At 68.5% G+C, this 20,143-nt stretch carries 21 protein-coding genes and 1 pseudogene; 17 read left to right on the top strand and 5 right to left on the bottom strand.

Annotation, left to right across the window (positions count from 1 at the left end; translation table 11 throughout):
* Positions 1-342, bottom strand: a pseudogene (locus tag JX613_RS18415) (hypothetical protein); the annotation flags it as partial.
* 5 nt (positions 343-347) lie between these two features.
* On the bottom strand, positions 348-818 hold the full coding sequence (gene greA, locus JX613_RS18410) for a transcription elongation factor GreA (protein WP_207102932.1): 471 nt from the start codon (positions 816-818) through the stop codon (positions 348-350).
* Positions 819-1,049: 231 nt separating this feature from the next.
* On the opposite strand from greA, the gene JX613_RS18405 reads away from it, so the two are divergent.
* The 13 genes from JX613_RS18405 to recO all read left to right on the top strand — a co-directional run bounded on the left by JX613_RS18405 (position 1,050) and on the right by recO (position 11,830).
* Positions 1,050-2,705: an electron transfer flavoprotein-ubiquinone oxidoreductase gene (locus tag JX613_RS18405; protein ID WP_207102931.1), complete on the top strand. Its 1,656-nt coding sequence runs from the start codon at positions 1,050-1,052 to the stop codon at positions 2,703-2,705.
* 86 nt (positions 2,706-2,791) lie between these two features.
* Positions 2,792-4,612, top strand: a complete 1,821-nt coding sequence (locus JX613_RS18400; RefSeq protein WP_237168708.1) for a tetratricopeptide repeat protein — start codon at positions 2,792-2,794, stop codon at positions 4,610-4,612.
* Between the two features lie 3 nt (positions 4,613-4,615).
* Positions 4,616-5,437, top strand: a complete 822-nt coding sequence (locus JX613_RS18395) for a 4-(cytidine 5'-diphospho)-2-C-methyl-D-erythritol kinase (protein ID WP_207102929.1) — start codon at positions 4,616-4,618, stop codon at positions 5,435-5,437.
* Between the two features lie 25 nt (positions 5,438-5,462).
* A complete protein-coding gene (locus tag JX613_RS18390; RefSeq protein ID WP_207102928.1) occupies positions 5,463-6,197 on the top strand; it encodes a pyridoxine 5'-phosphate synthase in 735 nt (244 codons plus the stop codon).
* The gene (locus JX613_RS18385) at positions 6,194-6,634 is read left to right on the top strand and encodes a hypothetical protein (protein ID WP_207102927.1); all 441 of its coding nucleotides are present in this window, start codon (positions 6,194-6,196) and stop codon (positions 6,632-6,634) included. Before JX613_RS18390 ends, JX613_RS18385 begins: the two co-directional genes overlap by 4 nt.
* Before the next feature lie 52 nt (positions 6,635-6,686).
* Positions 6,687-7,097, top strand: coding sequence for a holo-ACP synthase (acpS, locus tag JX613_RS18380; RefSeq protein WP_207102926.1), 411 nt, complete (start codon positions 6,687-6,689; stop codon positions 7,095-7,097).
* Positions 7,098-7,183: 86 nt separating this feature from the next.
* Positions 7,184-7,966: a signal peptidase I gene (gene lepB, locus JX613_RS18375; protein ID WP_419538849.1), complete on the top strand. Its 783-nt coding sequence runs from the start codon at positions 7,184-7,186 to the stop codon at positions 7,964-7,966.
* Positions 7,963-8,652 carry a ribonuclease III gene (gene rnc / locus JX613_RS18370; RefSeq protein ID WP_207102924.1) on the top strand — a complete coding sequence of 230 codons (690 nt, stop codon included), beginning with the start codon at positions 7,963-7,965 and terminating at the stop codon, positions 8,650-8,652. The genes lepB and rnc overlap by 4 nt, the downstream gene beginning before the upstream one ends.
* Entirely contained in the window at positions 8,649-9,569 is a 921-nt protein-coding gene (gene era / locus JX613_RS18365; RefSeq protein WP_207102923.1) for a GTPase Era, read from the top strand. Before rnc ends, era begins: the two co-directional genes overlap by 4 nt.
* Positions 9,562-9,897 (top strand): DUF1491 family protein, encoded by a 336-nt coding sequence (locus tag JX613_RS18360; RefSeq protein WP_207102922.1) that lies wholly within the window; start codon positions 9,562-9,564, stop codon positions 9,895-9,897. Before era ends, JX613_RS18360 begins: the two co-directional genes overlap by 8 nt.
* Positions 9,898-9,924: 27 nt before the next feature.
* Positions 9,925-10,836, top strand: coding sequence for an EamA family transporter RarD (gene rarD, locus JX613_RS18355; RefSeq protein ID WP_207102921.1), 912 nt, complete (start codon positions 9,925-9,927; stop codon positions 10,834-10,836).
* A 46-nt stretch (positions 10,837-10,882) separates the two neighbouring features.
* Positions 10,883-11,092 (top strand): VOC family protein, encoded by a 210-nt coding sequence (locus tag JX613_RS18350; protein WP_207102920.1) that lies wholly within the window; start codon positions 10,883-10,885, stop codon positions 11,090-11,092.
* Positions 11,093-11,830 (top strand): DNA repair protein RecO, encoded by a 738-nt coding sequence (gene recO, locus JX613_RS18345; protein ID WP_207102919.1) that lies wholly within the window; start codon positions 11,093-11,095, stop codon positions 11,828-11,830.
* Here recO and JX613_RS18340 read toward each other — a convergent pair.
* Positions 11,824-12,297, bottom strand: coding sequence for an META domain-containing protein (locus JX613_RS18340; RefSeq protein WP_207102918.1), 474 nt, complete (start codon positions 12,295-12,297; stop codon positions 11,824-11,826). The two genes, recO and JX613_RS18340, sit on opposite strands and share 7 nt — an antisense overlap.
* Positions 12,298-12,377: 80 nt before the next feature.
* Positions 12,378-13,976 carry an acyl-CoA dehydrogenase family protein gene (locus JX613_RS18335; protein ID WP_207102934.1) on the bottom strand — a complete coding sequence of 533 codons (1,599 nt, stop codon included), beginning with the start codon at positions 13,974-13,976 and terminating at the stop codon, positions 12,378-12,380.
* A gap of 156 nt (positions 13,977-14,132) precedes the next feature.
* On the opposite strand from JX613_RS18335, the gene JX613_RS18330 reads away from it, so the two are divergent.
* Genes JX613_RS18330 through rnr form a run of 4 tightly spaced genes read left to right on the top strand, consistent with a single transcriptional unit; the run spans position 14,133 to position 18,704 of the window.
* Positions 14,133-14,897: a sulfite exporter TauE/SafE family protein gene (locus JX613_RS18330; RefSeq protein ID WP_207102917.1), complete on the top strand. Its 765-nt coding sequence runs from the start codon at positions 14,133-14,135 to the stop codon at positions 14,895-14,897.
* A 1-nt stretch (position 14,898) separates the two neighbouring features.
* A complete protein-coding gene (dapE, locus tag JX613_RS18325) occupies positions 14,899-16,035 on the top strand; it encodes a succinyl-diaminopimelate desuccinylase (protein ID WP_207102916.1) in 1,137 nt (378 codons plus the stop codon).
* Positions 16,032-16,448: a GNAT family N-acetyltransferase gene (locus tag JX613_RS18320; RefSeq protein ID WP_207102915.1), complete on the top strand. Its 417-nt coding sequence runs from the start codon at positions 16,032-16,034 to the stop codon at positions 16,446-16,448. The genes dapE and JX613_RS18320 overlap by 4 nt, the downstream gene beginning before the upstream one ends.
* Before the next feature lie 12 nt (positions 16,449-16,460).
* Positions 16,461-18,704, top strand: a complete 2,244-nt coding sequence (gene rnr / locus JX613_RS18315; RefSeq protein ID WP_207102914.1) for a ribonuclease R — start codon at positions 16,461-16,463, stop codon at positions 18,702-18,704.
* A gap of 67 nt (positions 18,705-18,771) precedes the next feature.
* On the opposite strand, the gene JX613_RS18310 is transcribed toward rnr, so the two are convergent.
* Positions 18,772-20,079 (bottom strand): HlyD family type I secretion periplasmic adaptor subunit, encoded by a 1,308-nt coding sequence (locus tag JX613_RS18310; RefSeq protein WP_419538848.1) that lies wholly within the window; start codon positions 20,077-20,079, stop codon positions 18,772-18,774.
* Between the last annotated feature and the right edge of the window lie 64 nt (positions 20,080-20,143).

Genomic DNA, 20,143 nt, shown 5'->3' with positions numbered 1-20,143 from the left:
CTGCCGCTCGGGCTCGGCCAGCGGTTCGGGTTCCGACGCCGGGCGCGAAGGGCGCGCGGCGGTGTCGCGCAACTGGGCCAGGCGCTGGCGCAGGTCGGCGGCCTCGGCCCGCAGGACGGCGATGGCGCGGGCGGTCCTGACCGCCAGCCAGATCAGCGCCAGGGGCAGGATGGTGCCCACCATGACCGCAAGGCGCGCCAGCCCGCCCTGCGTGCCCTCGCCCCCCGGGGCCAGCAGCCAGAACAGCGCGACCAGGAACAGCCAGACCCCGCTGAGAACGATGCCCGTGGCGGTGATGGCGTCCCGCTGCGCCAGGGTGGCGATCCGTGCAACCAGCGACATCGTTCTTATTCGTACCGGATCGCGAGGATTTCGTAACTGCGCTGGCCGCCGGGCGTGGTGACCTCGACGCTGTCGCCCACGTCCTTGCCGATCAGCGCGCGCGCCAGGGGCGAGCGGATGTTCAGCAGCCCGCGCTCGATATCGGCCTCGGCCTCGCCCACGATCTGGTAGGTGCGCTCCTCGTCGGTGTCCTCGTCCACCAGGTTGACGATGGCGCCGAACTTGACCGATCCCGACAGCTTGGCCGTGTCGATCTGCTCGGCCCGCGACAGGATCGATTCCAGTTCCTTGATGCGGCCCTCGATGAAGCCCTGCTTTTCGCGGGCGGCGTGGTATTCGGCGTTTTCCGACAGGTCGCCATGTTCGCGCGCCTCGGCGATCTGCCGGATGATGGCGGGGCGTTCCTTCGACTTCAGATCGCCCAGTTCGCGTTCCAGCGCGGCAAAGCCGCCACGGGTCATCGGAATCTTGTCCATCGCTGCCCAGTCCTTTGCGGGATGCGGTTATTGTCCAAATGCTAAGGCAACGCCCCCGCCATTCGGATGGCAGGGGCGCGGACCTTGTTGTCGGCACCGTGCCCCGGAATGCCGCGTCTTGGCAAGCCCGCGCGCGGCCCGGCTGGCAGTTTTTGGCCGTCGCGTCAGGATTGCCGCGATGCGGCAAAGCGATTACATCGGCAGGAAGCCAGCAAGGGGGGAGGCCCAGCCATGACCGACACGCCAGCGATCGACCGCGAGTCGATGGAGTATGACGTTGTGATCGTGGGGGCGGGCCCGTCGGGCCTGTCGGCGGCGATCCGGCTGAAGCAGATCGACCCCGACCTGTCGGTGGTGGTGCTGGAAAAGGGCTCCGAGGTCGGCGCGCATATCCTGTCGGGCGCGGTGCTGGATCCCGTCGGGCTGAACCGCCTGATCCCCGACTGGAAGGAGCGTGGCGCCCCGGTCAGGACCGCCGTCACCGACGACAACTTCTATGTCCTGGGCGAGGGCGGCCAGGTGCGCGTGCCGAACTGGCCGATGCCGCGGCTGATGAACAACCACGGCAACTTTATCGTCTCGATGGGCAGCGTCTGCCGCTGGCTGGCCGAACAGGCCGAGGCCCTGGGCGTCGAGATCTTTCCCGGCATGGCGGCCAGCGCCGTCGTGTGGGACGGCGACCGCGTCAAGGGCGTCGTCGCGGGCGAGATGGGGTTGCAATCGGACGGCACGCCGGGGCCGAACTATGAACCCGGGATGGAACTGCACGGCAAGTATGTCTTCATCGGCGAGGGCGTGCGGGGCAGCCTCGCCAAGCAGATCATCAACCACTTGCATCTGTCCGAAGGCCACGAGCCGCAGAAATACGGCCTCGGCATGAAGGAGATCTGGGAGGTCAGCCCCGAGAAGTTCCAGAAGGGCCGCGTCGTCCACACCATGGGATGGCCCTTGGGCAAGAACGCCGGGGGCGGCTCCTTCATCTATCACTACGAGGACAACCTGGTGATGGTGGGCTTCGTGGTCCACCTGAACTACGAGAACCCCTATCTTTATCCCTACATGGAGTTCCAGCGCTTCAAGCACCATCCGATGGTGGCCGAGCTGCTGGAAGGGGGCAAGCGCATCTCCTATGGCGCGCGCGCGATCAGCGAAGGCGGCTGGCAGTCGCTGCCGGAACTGTCCTTTGCAGGCGGCGTGCTGCTGGGCTGTTCGGCGGGCATGGTCAACGTGCCGCGCATCAAGGGCAACCACAACGCCATGATCTCGGGCATCGAGGCGGCGGAGGCGGCGGCCAGGGCCATCGCGGCGGGGCGCGAGGGCGACCGGCTGACCGATTACGACCAGGCGGTGCGCCAGGGGGCCATCGGCCAGGATCTGCGCAAGGTGCGCAACGTCAAGCCCGCCTGGTCGCGCTATGGCTTGTGGCCGTCGCTGGTGCTGGGCGGCATGGACATGTGGGGGGCGGGGCTGACGGGCCGCAACATCCTGCGCACCTGGAAGCACGGCAAAACGGATGCCGAGGCCACCGGCAAGGCCGCGCAGTTCAAGCCCATCGACTATCCCAAACCCGACGGCAAGCTCAGCTTCGACCGGCTGACCAACGTGGCCTTTTCCTTCACCAACCACGAGGAAAGCCAGCCCTGCCACCTGAAGCTGACCGATCCCACGATCCCGATCCGGGTGAACCTGCCCGAATACGCCGAGCCCGCGCAGCGCTATTGCCCGGCCGGCGTCTATGAGGTGGTGGAGGACGCATCCGGCCCGCGCTTCGTGATCAACTTCCAGAACTGCGTCCACTGCAAGACCTGCGACATCAAGGACCCCAGCCAGAACATCACCTGGACAACCCCCCAGGGCGGCGACGGGCCGAATTACCCGAACATGTGATCGGGGCGGGGGGCGCCGGCGTTGCCCCCTGTCCGGTGTCGCGCTAGGGTCGTGGCAACGATTTTGTGATCTCCGGGATGGAACCCTTGACCCTGACCCGCCCGAATCTGCCCCTGCTCGCCGCCCTTCTGGCGGCGCTGTCGCTGCCTGCCCAAGCCCAGGACCGGCCCGCGCCGCGCCCTGAAAGCGACGCCCCCGCCACCGCCGCCGCGCCCGAGGCCAAGGCCGATCGCGCGCCGTTGACCTTCGGCCTGGCCGGGCCGTTCCTGGCTGCGCGCATGGCGACGGTGGAAAACGACTACGGGGCCGCCGCGCGGTTCTTCGTGCAGGCTGTGGCGCATGACCCGCAGGACCGCTTCCTGCAGGACAGCGCCCTGGTCGCCCTGGTGTCCGCCGGGGAAATCGACCGTGCCGTCCAGCTTGCCAACCGCATCGGCGGCGATGGCGAACCGACCGAGCTGTCGCGCCTGATCCACCGCGCCGACCTGGTCCATGCGGGCAAGTGGGACGGTCTGCTGGCCGATGTCGGCACCCCCACGGACGTGGAGTCGGAAGCCGACCTGCTGGCCGGGATGCTGCGGGGATGGGGCCTTCTGGGCGCAGGCAAGGCCAAGGAAGCCCTGGCCGAGTTCGACCGCCTGTCCCGGCTGGAAGGCGTGGCGCCCATGGTGAACTATCACCTGGCCCTGGCCCGCGCGCTGGTCGGCGATTACGAAGGGGCCGAGGCCCTGCTGGCCGATGAAACCACCGGCGCGCATATCCTGGGCTTTGCCGCCCGCGCGCAGATCCTGGCGCAACTGGAACGCCGCGACGAGGCGGTGGCCATGATCGAGGCGATCCCCGGCATCGAGGCCGAGCCGCAGCTTCTGGCGCTGCGCGACAGGCTGAAATCCGGGCAACCCGTGGCCTTCGACGTGGTCAGGACGCCCGCCGACGGCATCGCGCAGGTGTTCCTGACCTTCGCCTCGGCCCTGGCCTCCAGCGCCGACCCCGAGCCCTTGTCGCTGATCCATGCCCGGCTGGCCGCCTGGCTGTCGCCCGACACCGCCGAGGCGCGGCTGATGGTCGCCCAGATCCTGCAGGAACGCCAGCAGTTCGACCTGGCGGAACCCGAATTCGACGCCCTGCGCCGCATGGGCCAGATGCGACCCACGGCCGAACTGGTGCGCATCGACAGCCTGTCGCGCGCGGGCCGCACAGACGAGGCGGGCAAGGCCGCCCTGTCCCTGACCGCCGCATATCCCGACCTGCCGCAGGCCTGGATCGCGCTTGGCGACCTGCTGCGCCAGCAGGAAAAATTCGCCCAGGCCGTGCCCGCCTATGACAAGGCGCTGGCGCTTCTGAAGGATGCGCCCGCGGACGCCCGCTGGTTCCCGCTTTATGCCCGCGGCATCGCGCTGGAACGGTCGGGGCAGTTCGACCGGGCCGAGGCCGATTTCCTGGCCGCCATCGAGATCCGCCCGAACCAGGCCAGCCTGCTGAACTATCTGGGCTATAGCTGGATCGACCGGAACGAGAACCTTGATCGCGCCCTGGCCCTGATCCAGAAGGCGGTCGAGCTGTCGCCCGAGGACGGCTATATCCTCGATTCGCTGGCCTGGGCCTATTACCGGCTGGGCCGCTATCAGGACGCGGTGGCCCCGATGGAGGCCGCCATCCTGACCATGTCCCAGGATCCGCTGGTCAACGACCACCTGGGCGACATCTACTGGAAGGTCGGCCGCCACCGCGAGGCCGAGATCCAGTGGCGCCGCGCCCTGTCGCTGGAGCCGACCGAGACCGACGATGTCGATCCCGACCGCATCCGCGCCAAGCTGGACCGGGGCCTGGATGCCGTCCTGGCCGAGGAAGCGGCGGCGGGCACGGTTGACGCCCCCGCGCCCACGCCGCAGGCCGCCGCGAACTAGGCGATGCCTGTTATCGAGGCCGCGCCCGCCAAGCTGAACCTTGCGCTGCATGTCACCGGACGCCGGGCCGACGGCTATCACCTGCTGGATTCGCTGGTGGCCTTCGCCGGGGTGGGCGACGTAGTGGCGCTGGAACCGGGGCCCTTGTCGCTGCGGATCGACGGCCCGTTCGCGGCGGGCCTGTCTGGCGACGACAACCTGTGCCTGCGCGCGGCAAGGCTGGCGGGGGCGGATGCGGCGATCACCCTGACCAAGACCCTGCCGGTCGCGTCCGGCATCGGTGGCGGGTCGGCGGACGCGGCGGCGGTGCTGCGCGGGTTGGCCCGCATGGGGCACCCGCTGCCTGAACGTGTGGAACGCCTGGGCGCCGATGTGCCGGTCTGCCTGGCCTCGACCCCCGCCCGGATGCAGGGGGTGGGCGAGATCGTCACGCCCCTGCCGCCGCTGCCCCCCGTTCCGCTGGTGCTGGCCAATCCGGGCGTGGCGGTGCCGACACCGCAGGTCTTTGCCGCGATGGACCGGCGCGACAATCCGGGCCTTCCGCCTATCCCTGCCTTCACCGGCCTTGCGGACCTGACAGCCTGGCTTGCGGGCACCCGCAACGACCTGCAACCCGCCGCCCTGTCCATTGCCCCGGTGATCGGGCAGGTGCTGGACGCCCTGCGCGCAAGCGGGGCGGCTTTCGCGCGCATGTCGGGGTCGGGGGCCACCTGCTTCGGGTTTTACGACAGCCCGGACCGCGCCCGGATTGCCGCCACGGCGTTGAAACAGCATGGCTGGTGGGCGGTCGCGACGGAACTGGCACCCTTGCCACGGCCCCGCTAAGGTGGCGCAAAATCCTGGGGGAACCATGCTGCGTCTTGGCGTCAACATCGATCACGTCGCAACCATCCGCAACGCGCGCGGCACGCCTTGGCCCGACCCGCTGCGCGCCGCCCGCATCGCGGAACAGGCGGGCGCCGATGGCATCACCGCCCATCTGCGCGAAGACCGCCGCCACATCAGCGACGCCGATATCGACGCGCTGATGGAAAACCTGACGCTGCCCCTGAACCTGGAAATGGCGGCGACGGCGGAAATGCAGGCCATCGCCCTGCGCCATCGCCCCCATGCCGTCTGCCTCGTCCCCGAGAAACGAGAGGAGCGCACCACCGAAGGCGGCCTCGACGTGGCGGGGAATCAGGCGATGCTGGCCGACTATATCGCGCCGCTGCGCGAGGCGGGATGCCGCGTCTCGCTGTTCATCGGCCACGACCCCGCCCAGATCGAAGCCGCCGCCCGCATCGGCGCGGCGGTCGTGGAACTGCACACCGGCGCCTATTGCGACCTGGACACCGAAGGCCGCCTTGCGGAACGCGACGCCGAATTGGCGGGCCTGACCCAGGGCGCGGCCCTGGCCGACAGCCTGGGGCTGGAGGTCCATGCGGGCCACGGCCTGACCTTCGACACCGTCGCCCCCATCGCCGCCATTCCGCAGGTCAGGGAACTGAACATCGGCCATTTCCTGATCGCCGAATCGGTCTTCACCGGGTTGGGAGAGGCGATCCGCGAAATGCGCCGCTGCATGGACAGGGCGCGCGCATGATCCGCCTTGCCCTTGCCCTTTCGCTGCTTGCCGCCCCGGCCTTGGCGCAGCAGGTTCAGCCCTGCGACGCTGTTTCCGCCGACAGCATCGCCGAGCCGTGGGAAAAGAACATCGCCAGCTATGCCGAAGGGCAGGTCCGCGTGGCGGTTCTCGACATGGTCGAACCTGCGGGCGGGGCGCTGAAGCTGCTGGTCATCAGCCCCCCGCGCGACGAGGTGGGCTATCGCCAGTGCCGCGTGGTGCAGGCGGGCAACGGCCTGGGCTTCTACGACCTGGACTTCGCGAAGCGCCAGTCCGGCTATGATCCCGCGCGCGGCCTGACGCTGACCCTGCCCGCGCAGCACTACCTGCCCGAGGATCCCGAGGGCGGCTGGTACACGCTGTCCCTGACCATCAACCAGCAAACGGGCGACATCACGGTGCAGGGCGCGCCATGACAGGCCGCCTCTTCGTTGCCCGAATACCCATGACCCTGCCCGGGCCGCGCGCATGATCCTGGGCATCGGCACCGATCTGGCCAATATCGACCGCATCGCGGGGACGCTCGACCGCTTCGGCGACCGCTTCCGCACCCGGGTCTTCACGCCCACCGAACTCGCCAAGGCCGCGCGCCGCAAGGACGAGGCGGGGACGCTGGCGAAACGCTGGGCCGCGAAGGAAGCGTGCAGCAAGGCGCTTGGCACCGGGCTGGCGATGGGCATCAGCTGGCGCGACATGGCGGTGGGCAACCTGTCTTCGGGGCAGCCGGTGATGACGCTGACCGGCTGGGCGGCGGACCGGCTGGCGCAGATGACGCCGCCGGGGCATCACGCCATCGTTCACGTCACCTTGACCGACGATCACCCCTGGGCGCAGGCTTTCGTGGTGATCGAGGCCCGCCCCGACGCCCCGCAATCTTGACTTTGCGCCCCGCCGGTGGCCAAGAACGCGGCGACGCGGCCATTCGCCCGCACCTCATCACGAAGGACGACACCATGGCCGACAGCATGGCGGGCAAGAAAAAGGAAGGCCTGTGGGAGACGGTGAAGACCATCTTCTGGGCGCTGGTCATCGCGGGCATCTTCCGCACGCTGTTCTTCCAGCCCTTCTGGATCCCGTCCGGGTCGATGAAGGACACGCTGCTGATCGGCGACTTCCTGTTCGTCAACAAGATGGCCTATGGCTATTCACAATATTCCTGCCCCTTCGCGATCTGCCCCATCAGCGGCCGGATCCTGGGATCGGACCCCGAACGCGGCGACGTGGTGGTGTTCCGCCACCCCACGCGGGGCGTCGATTTCATCAAGCGGCTGATCGGCCTGCCCGGCGACACGATCCAGATGCGCGGGGGCAGGCTGTGGATCAACGGCCAGGAAGTGCCGATCACCCCCGCCGGTGATTTCATCGAGGTCAAGGAACAGCAGGGCCCGCAGGGCCTGATCCCGCGCTGCGTCAACGACCCCATCCCGGAAGGTGCCGACTGCATCAGCCAGCGGTTCACCGAAACGCTGCCCAACGGGCGCAGCCACGACATCCTGAACATCCAGGACGGCGCCTTCGCCGACGATACGCCCACCTTCACCGTTCCCGAGGGCCAGTATTTCTTCATGGGCGACAACCGCGACAATTCGGAAGATTCGCGCTTTCCTCAGGAAATCGGCGGCCTTGGCTTTGTCCCCGCCGAATACCTGATCGGGCGCGCGGACCGGATCATGTTCTCCTCCGCCGGGCGCTCGCTTCTGTATTTCTGGACCTGGCGGGCCGACCGCTTCTTCAAGGCGGTCGATTGAAGCCCGGCGCCGACATCCGCGCCTTCATGGCCCGGCTGGGCCACGACTTCGCGCGGCCCGAACTGCTGGTGCGCGCGCTGACCCATGGCTCCATCGCGTCAACCACGCGGCCCGACAACCAGCGGCTGGAATTCCTGGGCGACCGCGTCCTGGGCCTGGTCATGGCCGAGGCGCTGTTCGACGCCGACAAGGCGGCCAGCGAAGGCCAGCTTGCCCCCCGCTACAACGCGCTGGTGCGTGGCGAGACCTGCGCGGCCATCGCCCGCGACATCGGGTTGGGCGAAGTCCTGAAGCTGGGCCGGTCCGAGATGATGTCGGGCGGGCGCCGCAAGGAAGCCCTGCTGGCCGACGCGATGGAAGCCGTGCTGGCCGCCGTCTATCTGGACGCGGGTTTTGACGCCGCGCGCCGGATCGTGCTGCGCCTCTGGGCCGACCGGCTGGACAGCCTTGAGGACGATCCCCGCGACGCCAAGACGGCCTTGCAGGAATGGGCGCAGGCCAACGGGATGCCGCCGCCGGTTTACGAACAGACCGAGCGCAGCGGGCCGGACCACGCGCCGGTCTTCCTGATCACCGCGCGGCTGGCCGACGGGCGCGAGGCCCAGGCCAAGGGCGCGGGCACCAAACGCAGCATCGAACAGGCCGCCGCGCAGGCGTTGCTGGACCGGCTGGAGGGCCGCGCATGACCGACACCACACCCACCCGCGCGGGTTTCGTCGCGCTGATCGGCGAACCCAATGCCGGGAAATCCACGCTGCTGAACCAGATGGTCGGCGCCAAGGTCAGCATCGTCACCCACAAGGTCCAGACGACCCGCGCCCGCATCCGCGGCATCGCCATCCATGGCGCGGCGCAGATCGTCTTCGTGGACACGCCCGGCATCTTCCGCCCGCGCCGCCGCCTGGACCGTTCCATGGTCGCCGCTGCCTGGGGCGGGGCGGCTGACGCGGACATCATCCTTTTGCTGGTCGAGGCGCATCGCGGCATGACCGAAGGGGTCAAGGCGATCATCGATTCGCTGAAAGGGTTGGACGGCAAGACGCCCGTGGCCCTGGTCATCAACAAGATCGACCGCGTAAAGGCGGAAACCCTGCTGGCGCTGTCGGCGGAACTGAACGCCGCCCATCCCTTTGTCAGCACCTTCATGATCAGCGCCGAAAAGGGCTATGGCTGCGAACAGTTGCGCGACTGGCTGGCCGCGACCCTGCCCGAAAGCCCTTGGCTCTACCCCGAGGATCAGATCGCCGACCTGCCCATGCGCATGATCGCGGCAGAAATCACCCGCGAAAAGCTGACCCTGCGCCTGCACGAGGAAATCCCCTATCAGTTGACCGTGGAAACCGAGGCCTGGGAGGAACGCAAGGACGGGTCGGCACGCGTCGATCAGGTCGTCTATGTCGCCCGTCCCGGCCACAAGGGCATCGTGCTGGGCAAGGGCGGCGAGACGATCAAGGCCGTGGGCCAGGCCGCCCGCGCCGAGCTGGAGGAGTTCATGGGCCGCCGCGTCCATCTGTTCCTGCAGGTGAAGGTCCGCGAGAACTGGCTGGACGAGGCGGAACGGTACAACGAGATGGGCCTCGATTTCCGCGACGGCGATGCCTGAGCCCCGGCTTGCGACCGGCATCTGGGTCGCGGCCTATCTGGCGCGGCTTGGGCTGGCGAATATCCCCGCCTATGTGACGGCGCGCGGCGACGACACGGCGGGCGCGGTGCTGGTGAAATGCGCGCATCTGGACGGGACCGCCGCGCTTTACGGGCGCGAATGGGATTTCGACAGCGACAGCCGCCCCTGGCAGGTGCTGGCCCGTGGCCCGGAACGCGAGGTCGATCAGGCCATCGCCCGGCAGCGTGGGTTTGATCCCGACCTGTGGGTGATCGAGATCGAGAGCCGCGACGGACGCACGCTTCTGGATGAACCGGGGCTGGCGTGATCCCGGTTTGCAGCCTATGCACATCGCATGAGCAACCCGTCCCCATCCGGTGATTCCCCGCGCGGCCTGGCCCTGGCCATCGCCACCTATGTGATGTGGGGGGTCCTGCCGTTGTTCATGAAGCAGCTGGCCCATGTCCCCCCGGCCGAGGTGATCGCGCATCGCGTGCTGTGGTCGCTGCCCATCGCGCTGGCCGTGCTGCTGATGCAGCGCCGCTGGGCCGAGGTGGGTGCCGCCCTGCGCCAGCCGCGCCTGCTGGGCATGGCGCTGATCACCGCCGCGCTGATTTCCGTGAACTGGATGATCTATGTCTGGGCGGTGGGCAACAACCACGCCCTTGACGCCGCGCTTGGATACTACATCAACCCGCTGTTCAGCATCCTGATGGGCGCGACCCTGCTGCGCGAGAAGATGAGCCGGGCGCAGGTCGCGGCGATTGCCCTGGCCGCCCTGGCGGTGGTGGTGCTGACGGTGCAGCTGGGCCGCTTGCCGCTGGTGGCGATCGGGCTGACGCTGACCTGGGGCTTTTACGCCTATTGCAAGAAAAGCCTGCCGCTGGGTCCGACCCAGGGCTTCACGCTGGAGGTGCTGCTGCTGACGCCGCCCGCCCTGGCCTATGCCGCCTGGCTGACGGCCAGCGGGCAGTCGCATTTCGCGGCGGGCAACGCGTGGGACACGATCCTGCTGATGGGCTGCGGCCCCGTCACCGCCGTGCCGCTGATCTGCTATGCCACGGCGGCCAAGCAGTTGCGCCTGTCCACCATCGGCATCCTGCAATACATCGCGCCCACGATGATCTTCGTGACCGCCGTGCTGGTCTTTGGCGAACCCTTCGGCACCGCCCAGATGATCGCCTTCCCGATGATCTGGGCGGCGCTGGTGATCTATACCCTGTCGATGCTGCGCGGGGCGGGGGCGCGGCGGCGGGCGATGACCTGACTTGGCAGCGCCCTGGCCGCGTGCCAAGCTGCAACCCGGAGGTGCCATGTCCCTGTCCCGCCAACGCATCACGCTTGTCACGCTTGGCGCGGGTGACATGGACCGCCCGCGGGCCTTCTATGAAGCCTGGGGATGGGTGCCGCATGCCGGTTCGCAGCCGGGCGTGACCTTCTGCCAAATGAACGGCCCGGTGCTGGCGCTGTTCGGGCGGGACCACCTGGCCGCCGACGGGTCTCTGACCCTGCCCCCCGCCTGAATGGAGTGGCAGGCCGAAGGCACGGTCCTGGCGCGCCGCCCCCATGGGGAAACGGCGGTGATCCTGGACGTTCTGACCGATCTGCACGGGCGTCATTCGGGGCTGGTGCCGGGCGGCGTGTCGCAGAAACGGGCGGCGATGCTGCAACCGGGATCGCGGCTGGATCTGCGCTGGCGGGCGCGGCGGGACGACCAGCTTGGCACGTTTTCCGTGGAACCGCTGCGCCTGCGGTCGGGGCTGATGGCCGATCCCCTGGCGCTGGCCGGGCTGAACGCGGTCTGTTCGCTGCTGGTCTTTGCCCTGCCCGAACGCGACCCCCATCCCGTCCTGGCGCGCGACACCGAACGCCTGCTGGACCTGATGGAAACCGGCGGGGACTGGGGCGCCGATTACCTGCATTGGGAAATGCGCCTGCTGGAGGAGATGGGCTTCGGCCTGGACCTGTCCTCTTGCGCGGTGACGGGGGCGTCGGAAGGCCTGGCCTATGTCAGTCCGAAATCGGGCCGCGCCGTCAGCCGCGAAGGGGCGGGGGAATGGGCCGACCGGCTGCTGCCCCTGCCGGGCATCCTGGGCGGGGCGGGCGACAATCGCGGGCATGGCCTGGCCGAGGGGCTGGCGATCACCGGCCATTTCCTGACCGCGCGCATCGCCGGGGAACTGGTGGGCCGCCCTGTCCCGGCCGCCCGCCAGCGTCTTGTGGACCGGCTGACCCGAGGCCAGCCGCCGAACGGTTACTGACCCGCGCGGGCCTGATCGACCGCCGTGACCTGGGCCTGCGCCCCGGTGACGCCGCGTTCAAAGATCAGCCAGGTCAGGGGCGACTTCACCTTCAGCACGCCGCCGTAATATTCCATCTCGGTCGCCGTCTGCATCACCTCGAAGAAGCGGTTCTCGATGGTGGTGTTCTTGCCGCAGGGCACGTTGGTCTTTTGCAGCGGCGACAGCTGGACCAGCGGCAGTTCCGCGTTGTTCCTGGCGCCATAGCCGTTGCAGGGGCCACGGCCCGACACAGTGCCCTCGGCGATGGTCAGGGTCATGTTGCGCAGGGGCACGGTCGCGCCGTCCATGCCGACCAGGGCATAATCGCCGCCCGGAATGAAGCCGCGATCGTCGGGCGAGGGGGGCGGCGTCTGCTCGCAGGCGGCAAGGGCGAATGCTGCGGCGGCCAGCGCGCCGAATGTGCCAAGTCGGGCAAGGCGGGGCATGTGGGATAACTCCTGTAGGCGATCGTCGAATGGGAATGCGGCAAAACCGCTTTGGTTGCAGCACCCTAGACGAAACGCGATCAGCCTAACAGCCGCCGGGCGATCACTTGGGCCTGAATTTCGGCCGCCCCTTCAAAAATATTCAGGATGCGTGCATCGCACAACACACGGCTGACGGGGTATTCCAGCGCAAAGCCGTTGCCGCCGTGGATTTGCAGCGCGTTGTCGGCACTGGCCCAGGCCACGCGCGCGCCGAGCAGCTTGGCCATCCCGGCTTCCAGGTCGCAGCGGTGGCCGTGATCCTTTTCCCATGCGCTGAAATAGGTCAGCTGGCGGGCGATGGTGATTTCCACCGCCATCATCGCCAGCTTGTCGGCCACGCGCGGAAAGGCCAGCAGCGGCTTGCCGAACTGCTTGCGGTCCAGCGCGTATTGCAGCCCCAGGTCCAGCGCGTTCTGCGCCACCCCGATGGCGCGGGCCGCCGTCTGGATGCGGGCGGATTCAAAGGTCTGCATCAACTGCTTGAAGCCCTGGCCGGTGACGCCGCCCAGCAGGTTTTCCGCGCTGACCTGGAACCCGTCGAAGCCCAGCTCGTATTCCTTCATGCCGCGATAGCCCAGAACCTCGATTTCCCCGCCGGTCATGCCGGGGGTGGGGAAGGGGTCGGCGTCGGTGCCGGGCGTCTTTTCGGCCAGGAACATCGACAGGCCCCGGTAATCGCTGGTGTCGGGGTCGGTGCGGGCCAGCAGCGTCATCACATGGGTGCGCGCGGCATGGGTGATCCAGGTCTTGTTGCCGGTGATGGTCCAGGTGTCGCCGTTCTTGACCGCCCGTGTCCGCAGGCTGCCCAGGTCGCTGCCGGTATTGGGCTCGGTAAAGACCGCCGTGGGCAGGATTTCCCCCGATGCCAGGCGTGGCAGCCAATGCGCCTTCTGCGCGTCGGTCCCGCCGCCCAGGATCAGTTCGGCGGCGATCTCGCTGCGCGTGCCCAAGCTGCCCACGCCGATATAGCCGCGCGACAGTTCCTCGCTGACCACGACCATCGCGGCCTTGGACAGGCCCAGGCCGCCGAACTCCTCGGGGATGGTCAGGCCGAAGACGCCCAGTTCCGCCAGTTCGGCGATGATCTCCATCGGGATCAGCTCGTCCCGCAGGTGCCAGCCGTGCGCGTGGGGGACCACCTTGTCGTCGGCCCAGCGGCGGAACTGGTCGCGGATCATCTCAAGATCCTCGTCAAGGCCGCTTGCCCCGAAGGTCGCGCTGCCCTTGGCGTCGGCCATCAGCGCGGCCAGCCGGGCGCGGGCCTCGGCCGTGTTGCCCGCCATCAGCGCGCGGGCCGCGTCGGACGGTTGCCAGTCCACCCCCAGGTCGGACAGGCGGGCGAATTCCGTCTGGCTCATCGGGATGCCGCCGGCGATCTGGGTCAGGTATTCGCCAAAGCCGATCTGGGTGATCAGGCCCTCGATCTCGCCGCCCACGCGCCCCGACCAGGCGGCAAGCTGGCGCAGCGATTCGACGTAAGTGGCCAGCCAGGACAGCGCATGGGCCGCGTGCTGGTGCCGTTCCAGCGCCTCGGCGTCGATCTTGCCGCCGGTCGAGACCATGCCGCGCAGGGCTTCCGTGGCGCGGGCTTGCAGGTCGGCAAGTTCCGACAGGACGGCGTCGAACTGGTGCGGCATGTCTTTCATGGCTCAGGCTCCCTTGCGGCGTTGCAGCATGGGTAGCGCCTTCGCAGCCGCAGCGCAACAATTATGCGCAAGATAGATGATGAGTGAACGAAAATGTCCGGGTGATCTGGCATTTCCATTCCGCGTTCGCCCCGCTAGCTTGCCCGCATGTTTGGACTGGATCCCTGGCAATTCTGGACGATCTTCGCCGTCACGGCCTTCGCGGGCTTTGTGAAGGGGGCGATCGGATTCGCCATGCCGCTGATCATGGCCTCGGCCTTCGCCTCGATCCTGCCGCCGCCCGTGGCGCTGGCCGCGCTGATCCTGCCGGTGCTGACCACGAACATCCACCAGGCGCTGCGGCAAGGCCCGGCCGCCGCGATGCAATCGGTCCGCAATTTCCGCTGGCACATCGCCATGGTGCTGGTCTTCCTGATGATCTCGGCCGGGATGGCGCGCCAGATCCCGCAGGCGCTGATGTATGCCCTGCTGGGCGTGCCGATCCTGGGGTTCGCCCTGTGGCAACTGGCGGGCCGCCCCCTGGCGCTGCCCATCCACCACCGCCGCCGGGCCGAGGTCGCGACCGGCGTCATCGGCGGGCTTTACGGCGGCATTTCCGGCATCTGGGGGCCGCCGCTGGTCGTGCTGCTGTTGTCGCTGGGGGTGCCCAAGCAGGAACAGGTGCGCGTGCAGGGCGTGGTCTTCTTCCTGGGCGCGGCCGGGCTGACCGCCGCGCATCTGGCATCCGGCATCCTGAACGCGCAGACCATCCCCCTGTCGGCGGCGCTGTGCGTCCCGGCCTTCGGGGGGATGCTGGCGGGGTTCGCCTTGCAGGACCGCATGGACGCCGCCGTCTTCCGCCGCTGGACGCTGGTCCTGCTGGTGATCACCGGCCTGAACCTCGCCCGCCGCGCTTTCTCGGACTGGATATGACATGATTGACGCTGCCGACCTGACCGCCCGCCTGATCCGCTGCCCCTCGGTCACGCCAAGCGAAGGCGGTGCCCTGGTCCTGCTGGGCGACCTGCTGAGGGATGCCGGGTTCGAGGTGCATCGCGTCGATCGCAACGGCACGCCCAACCTGTTCGCCCGCTGGGGGGCCAGGGGCGCGCGCACCCTGGGCTTCAACGGCCATACCGACGTGGTGCCCCCCGGCGACCTGGGGTCATGGACCCACCCCCCCTTCAGCGGTCATACCGAAGACGGCATCATCTGGGGCCGGGGCGCCACCGACATGAAATCCGGCGTCGCGGCCTTCACCGCCGCCGCCATCGACTTCGTGCGCGCCACGCCCCCCGACGGCGCGGTGATCCTGACCATCACCGGGGACGAGGAAGGCCCGTCGCGCGATGGCACAACCGCCATCCTCGACTGGATGGAGGCAAACGGCGAACGCATGGACGCCTGCATCGTGGGCGAGCCATCAAACCCCGAGATCATGGGCGAGATGATGAAGATCGGCCGGCGCGGATCGGTGACCTTCACCGTCACCGCGCGCGGGGTGCAGGGCCACGCGGCCTATCCGCACCGGGCGAAGAACCCGCTGCACGCGCTGACGGCATACCTGAACGACCTGATCGCCGCGCCGCTGGACGCAGGGACCGACCACTTCGACCCCACCGGCTTGCAGATCACCAGCATCGACTGCGGCAACCCGGCCTCCAACGTGATCCCGGAATCGGCGCGCGCGGTGGTCAACATCCGCTTCAACGACCTGCATACGGCGGCCAGCCTGGAAGCCGACCTGACCGCCCGCGCCGCCCGCATCGCCCAGGCGACCGGCGTGGCGCTGACCCTTCAGGCCAATGTCACGGGCGAGGCTTTCCTGACCCAACCCGGCCCCTTCGTCGATCTGGTCCGGGGCGTGGTCGCGCAGGAAACGGGCCGCCAGCCGGTGCTGTCCACCACGGGCGGCACCTCGGACGCGCGCTTTGTCAAGAACCACTGCCCGGTGGTCGAATTCGGCCTTGTCGGTGCCTATATGCACCAGGTGGACGAACGCGTGCCGGTCGCGCAGGTCCGGCAGCTCAAGACCATCTACCAGCGGATTCTGGAAAAATATTTCGCATGAAGATCGAACAAACCACCGACCTTGCCGCCTGCCACGCCCTGCGCCGCGCCGTCTTCATCGAGGAACAGGGCGTCCCCGAGTTCGAGGAGATGGACGGCAAGGACGATCAGGCGATCCACCTGCTGGCCACCCAGGACGGCCAGCCGGTCGGGTCGGCGCGCATCCTGGTGCTGGGCGACACCGGCAAGATCGGCCGCGTCTGCGTGCTGGCCCCCGCGCGCGGCACGGGCCTTGGCGCGGCGCTGATCCGCGCGGCGCTGGACGTGCTGCGGGTCCAGCCGGGGGTCACGCGCGCCAAGCTGGGATCCCAGGTCCATGCCATCGGGTTCTATGAAAAGCTGGGCTTTACGGCGCATGGCCCGGTTTACGACGACGCGGGGATCCCGCATCGTGACATGACCCGCGACCTTTGAAGGATCCCGCACATGGCCCAGCTTCCCAGCAAGGAACAGATCATGGAATGGGTCGCGGAACATCCCGACGCCAATTCCAAGCGCGACATCGCCAAGGCCTTCGGCATCAAGGGCGCCGAACGGATCGAGCTGAAGCGCCTGCTGAAGGAGCTTGAGGGCGAGGGCCATCTGGAACGCCGCCGCCGCCATTACCTGGACGCCGAACGCCTGCCCCCGGTCACGGTGCTGGAACTGCTGCCGCCCGACGGCTCGGGCGACCTGTTCGCGCATCCGCTGGAATGGCATGGCGAAGGCCCGATGCCGCGCATCCTTTATGCGCCCCGCGAAACCGACCCGGCGCTTGGCCGGGGCGACCGCTTCCTGGGCCGCCTGGTCGAGGTCCTGGGCGAGGATCATCAATACCAGGCCCGCCTGATCCGCCGCATCACCGCCGCCCCCCACCGCATCACCGGCATCTTCCGCAAGGAAGCCGAAGGCGGCCGGATCGTCCCCATCGACAAGGGCCAGGACAAGGAATGGCGCGTCCGCCCGGATGCGACCCTTGGCGCGCAGAATGGCGAACTGGTGCAGGCCGAACAGATCGGTCCCAAGGGCCGCCTGGGCCTGCCCACCGCGCGCATCATCGACCGGCTGGGCGACCCCTCCGCCCCGCGCGCGGTCAGCCTGATCGCCATCCACCAGCACGGCATCCCCGACGATTTCCCCGACGCGGTGATCGCCGAGGCCGAGGGCGCCAAGCCCGCCACCATGAAGGGGCGCGAGGATCTGCGCGACCTGCCCCTTGTGACCATCGACCCCTCGGACGCGCGCGACCATGACGACGCGGTGGCCGCGCATGTCGAGGAGGACGGCGGCGCGACCATCTGGGTCGCCATCGCCGACGTGGCCCATTACGTCACCCCCGGTTCCGCCCTGGACCGAGAGGCCTGGCTGCGCGGCAATTCCACCTATTTCCCCGACCGCGTGGTGCCGATGCTGCCCGAGGCGCTGTCGGCGGACCTGTGTTCGCTGCACGAAGGCGTGGACCGCCCGGTGATCGCGGTCAGGATGCGGCTGGATTCGCTGGGCAACAAGATCAGCCACAACTTCCATCGCGGCATGATGAACAGCCGTGCCTCGCTGGCCTATGAACAGGCCCAGGCGGCGGCGGACGGCAAGCCGGATGCACAGACCGAACCGCTGATGGACAGCGTGATCCGGCCCTTGTGGCACGCTTACGGTCTGCTCAAGGAAGCGCGCGCCCGCCGTCAGCCGCTGGATCTGGACCTGCCCGAACGCCGGATCGAACTGACCCCGGACGGGCGCGTCAAGTCGGTCAACTTCCGCGACCGCTTCGACGCCCACCGCCTGATCGAGGAGTTCATGGTCCTGGCCAATGTCGCCGCGGCTGAGGAACTGACCCGCCGCCAGCGCCCCCTGCTGTTCCGCGTGCATGAGGAACCGAGCCTCGCCAAGATCGACGCCCTGCGCGAGGTGGCCCAGGCCTCGGGCTTCACGCTGGCCAAGGGGCAGGTGCTGCACACCAGCCACCTGAACCGCCTGCTCGCGCAGTCCGAAGGCACCGACTTTGACGAACTGATCAACATCAGCACGCTTCGGTCGATGACCCAGGCCTATTACCACCCGGAAAACTTTGGCCATTTCGGGCTGGCGCTGAAATCCTATGCGCATTTCACCTCGCCCATCCGCCGCTATTCCGACCTGATCGTGCATCGCGCGCTGATCACCGGCCATGGCTGGGGCAAGGACGGCCTCAGCCCACAGGACATGGAGCGGCTGTCCGAAACCGCGACCCATATCAGCGAAACCGAACGCCGCAGCATGGCGGCCGAACGCGACACGACCGACCGTTATCTGGCTGCCTTCCTGTCCGAACGCGTGGGGACCGAGATGACGGGCCGCATCAGCGGCGTCCAGAAATTCGGCGCCTTCGTCAAGCTGGACGAAACCGGGGCCGACGGACTTCTGCCGATCCGCGCCATCGGGAACGAATATTTCCACTTCGACCCCGACGCGTCCATGCTGATCGGCAGCGATACGGGGCTTGAGATCGGCCTGGGCCAGCGCGTCACGGTGCGCCTGGCCGAGGCGATCCCGATGACCGGCGGGTTGACGCTGGACCTGCTGGAACTGGACGGCCAGCCCCTGCCGCGCGGCCCGCAAAAGGGCAAGCGCGGGCGCAGTCCCCGGCCCATGTCCACCAAGTCGCGCCTGGCCGAGATCAAGCGCGCAACCAAGCGCCGCCGCAAGAAATAGCCCCCCTGCTATTCATCTTGGCCTAAATATCCCAGGGGGTGCGGGGGACTGGTCCCCCGCTTCTCTGTCAGCTTTCCCGGAACGCCCGGTTGAAGTAATCCGCCAGCGGCTTGATCAGATAGGCCATAGGGCTGCGCTCGCCGGTCTGGATATAGACCTCGACCGGCATCCCCGGGATCAGCGCCAGATCGCCCAGCTTGGCCAGCTGGTCGGCGGGGATCGTCACCTCGGCCCGGTAATAGGGCATCCGCGTCGCCTCGTCGATCAGCGCATCGGCCGACACCCGGCCCAGAACCCCGTCGATTTCCGGCGTCGTGCGGGACGAAAAGGCCGAAAAGCGCAGCACCACCGGCTGGCCCACCTGCACCTCGTCCACGTTGATCGTGGCCAGCCGCGCGCTGACGACCAGCGGGCGGTCCTGCGGGATCACGTACAGCACCGGATCGGCGGGCCGGATGACCGAGCGAGGCGTCGTCACCTGCATGTTGTAGATCACGCCCGCCGCAGGCGCGCGGATGTCCAGGCGGTTGATCTGCTCGGTCAGGCCCCGGCGGCGTTCGGCCAGTTCCAGTTCGCGATAGCCCAGGTCGCGCAGCTCGGTTTCCGCCTCCTCGCGCCGTTCGGCGCCAAGGCGCAGGCGCTGGATGTCCAGTTCGGTCTGGCGCGTCTCGGCCGCCGCGCGGCTGGCCTGCAACTCGCCCACCTGGCCGTCCAGACTGGCCGCCTCCCGCTCCAGCGCCAGAACCCGCGACGCCTGCGCCAAGCCGCGATCCAGCAGCGATTGCTGGTCCTCCAGCTCCTCTCCGATCAACTCGCGCTGGCGCATCAGGGCGGCGACCTGGGCGTCGATGCCCTCGACCTGCTGGCGGACCTGTTCGGATTGCTTTTCCAGCTGCTCGATCGACTGGCGCAGCGTGTCGCGGCGGGTTTCGAACAGGCTGCGCTGTCCCTCCATCAGGGTTTGCAGGTCGGCATTCCCCTTGGCGGCCGTCAGCAACTCCTCGGGGAACTGCATCGTCTCGGAATCGCCGCGCTCGGCCTCCAGCCGGCCGCGGCGGGCGAGGATCTCGAAATACTGCCCCTCGACGATGGCATGTTCGGTGCGCAACAGGTTGCCGTCCAGCCGAAGCAGGGGCTGGCCCGCCTCGACCGTCTGGCCGTCCTTGACCAGGATCTCCTCGACCACGCCGCCGTCCGGGTGCTGGACAACCTGGCGCTGCTGCTCGACCTCGACCTGGCCCGAGGCGACCACAGCGCCCGCGATCCGGCTTTGCATCGCCCAGACGGTGAAGCCCCCCAGCAGCACCGCGATGGCGATCAGCCCCGTCGCCAGGGTGCCGCGCACCGACCAGCGGGCCGGGTCGGGCGGCGCGATGGGCCGGGGCGGCGCGGGCGGCTGGACCGGAGGCGCCGGGGGAACCGGGGCCGCAGCCACGGCC

The sequence above is a fragment of the Paracoccus shandongensis genome (assembly GCF_017315735.1).
Taxonomy (GTDB): Bacteria; Pseudomonadota; Alphaproteobacteria; order Rhodobacterales; family Rhodobacteraceae; genus Paracoccus; species Paracoccus shandongensis.
The sequence above is the reverse complement of the archived record's forward strand: the minus strand, read 5'-3'. Positions and strand labels throughout refer to the sequence as shown.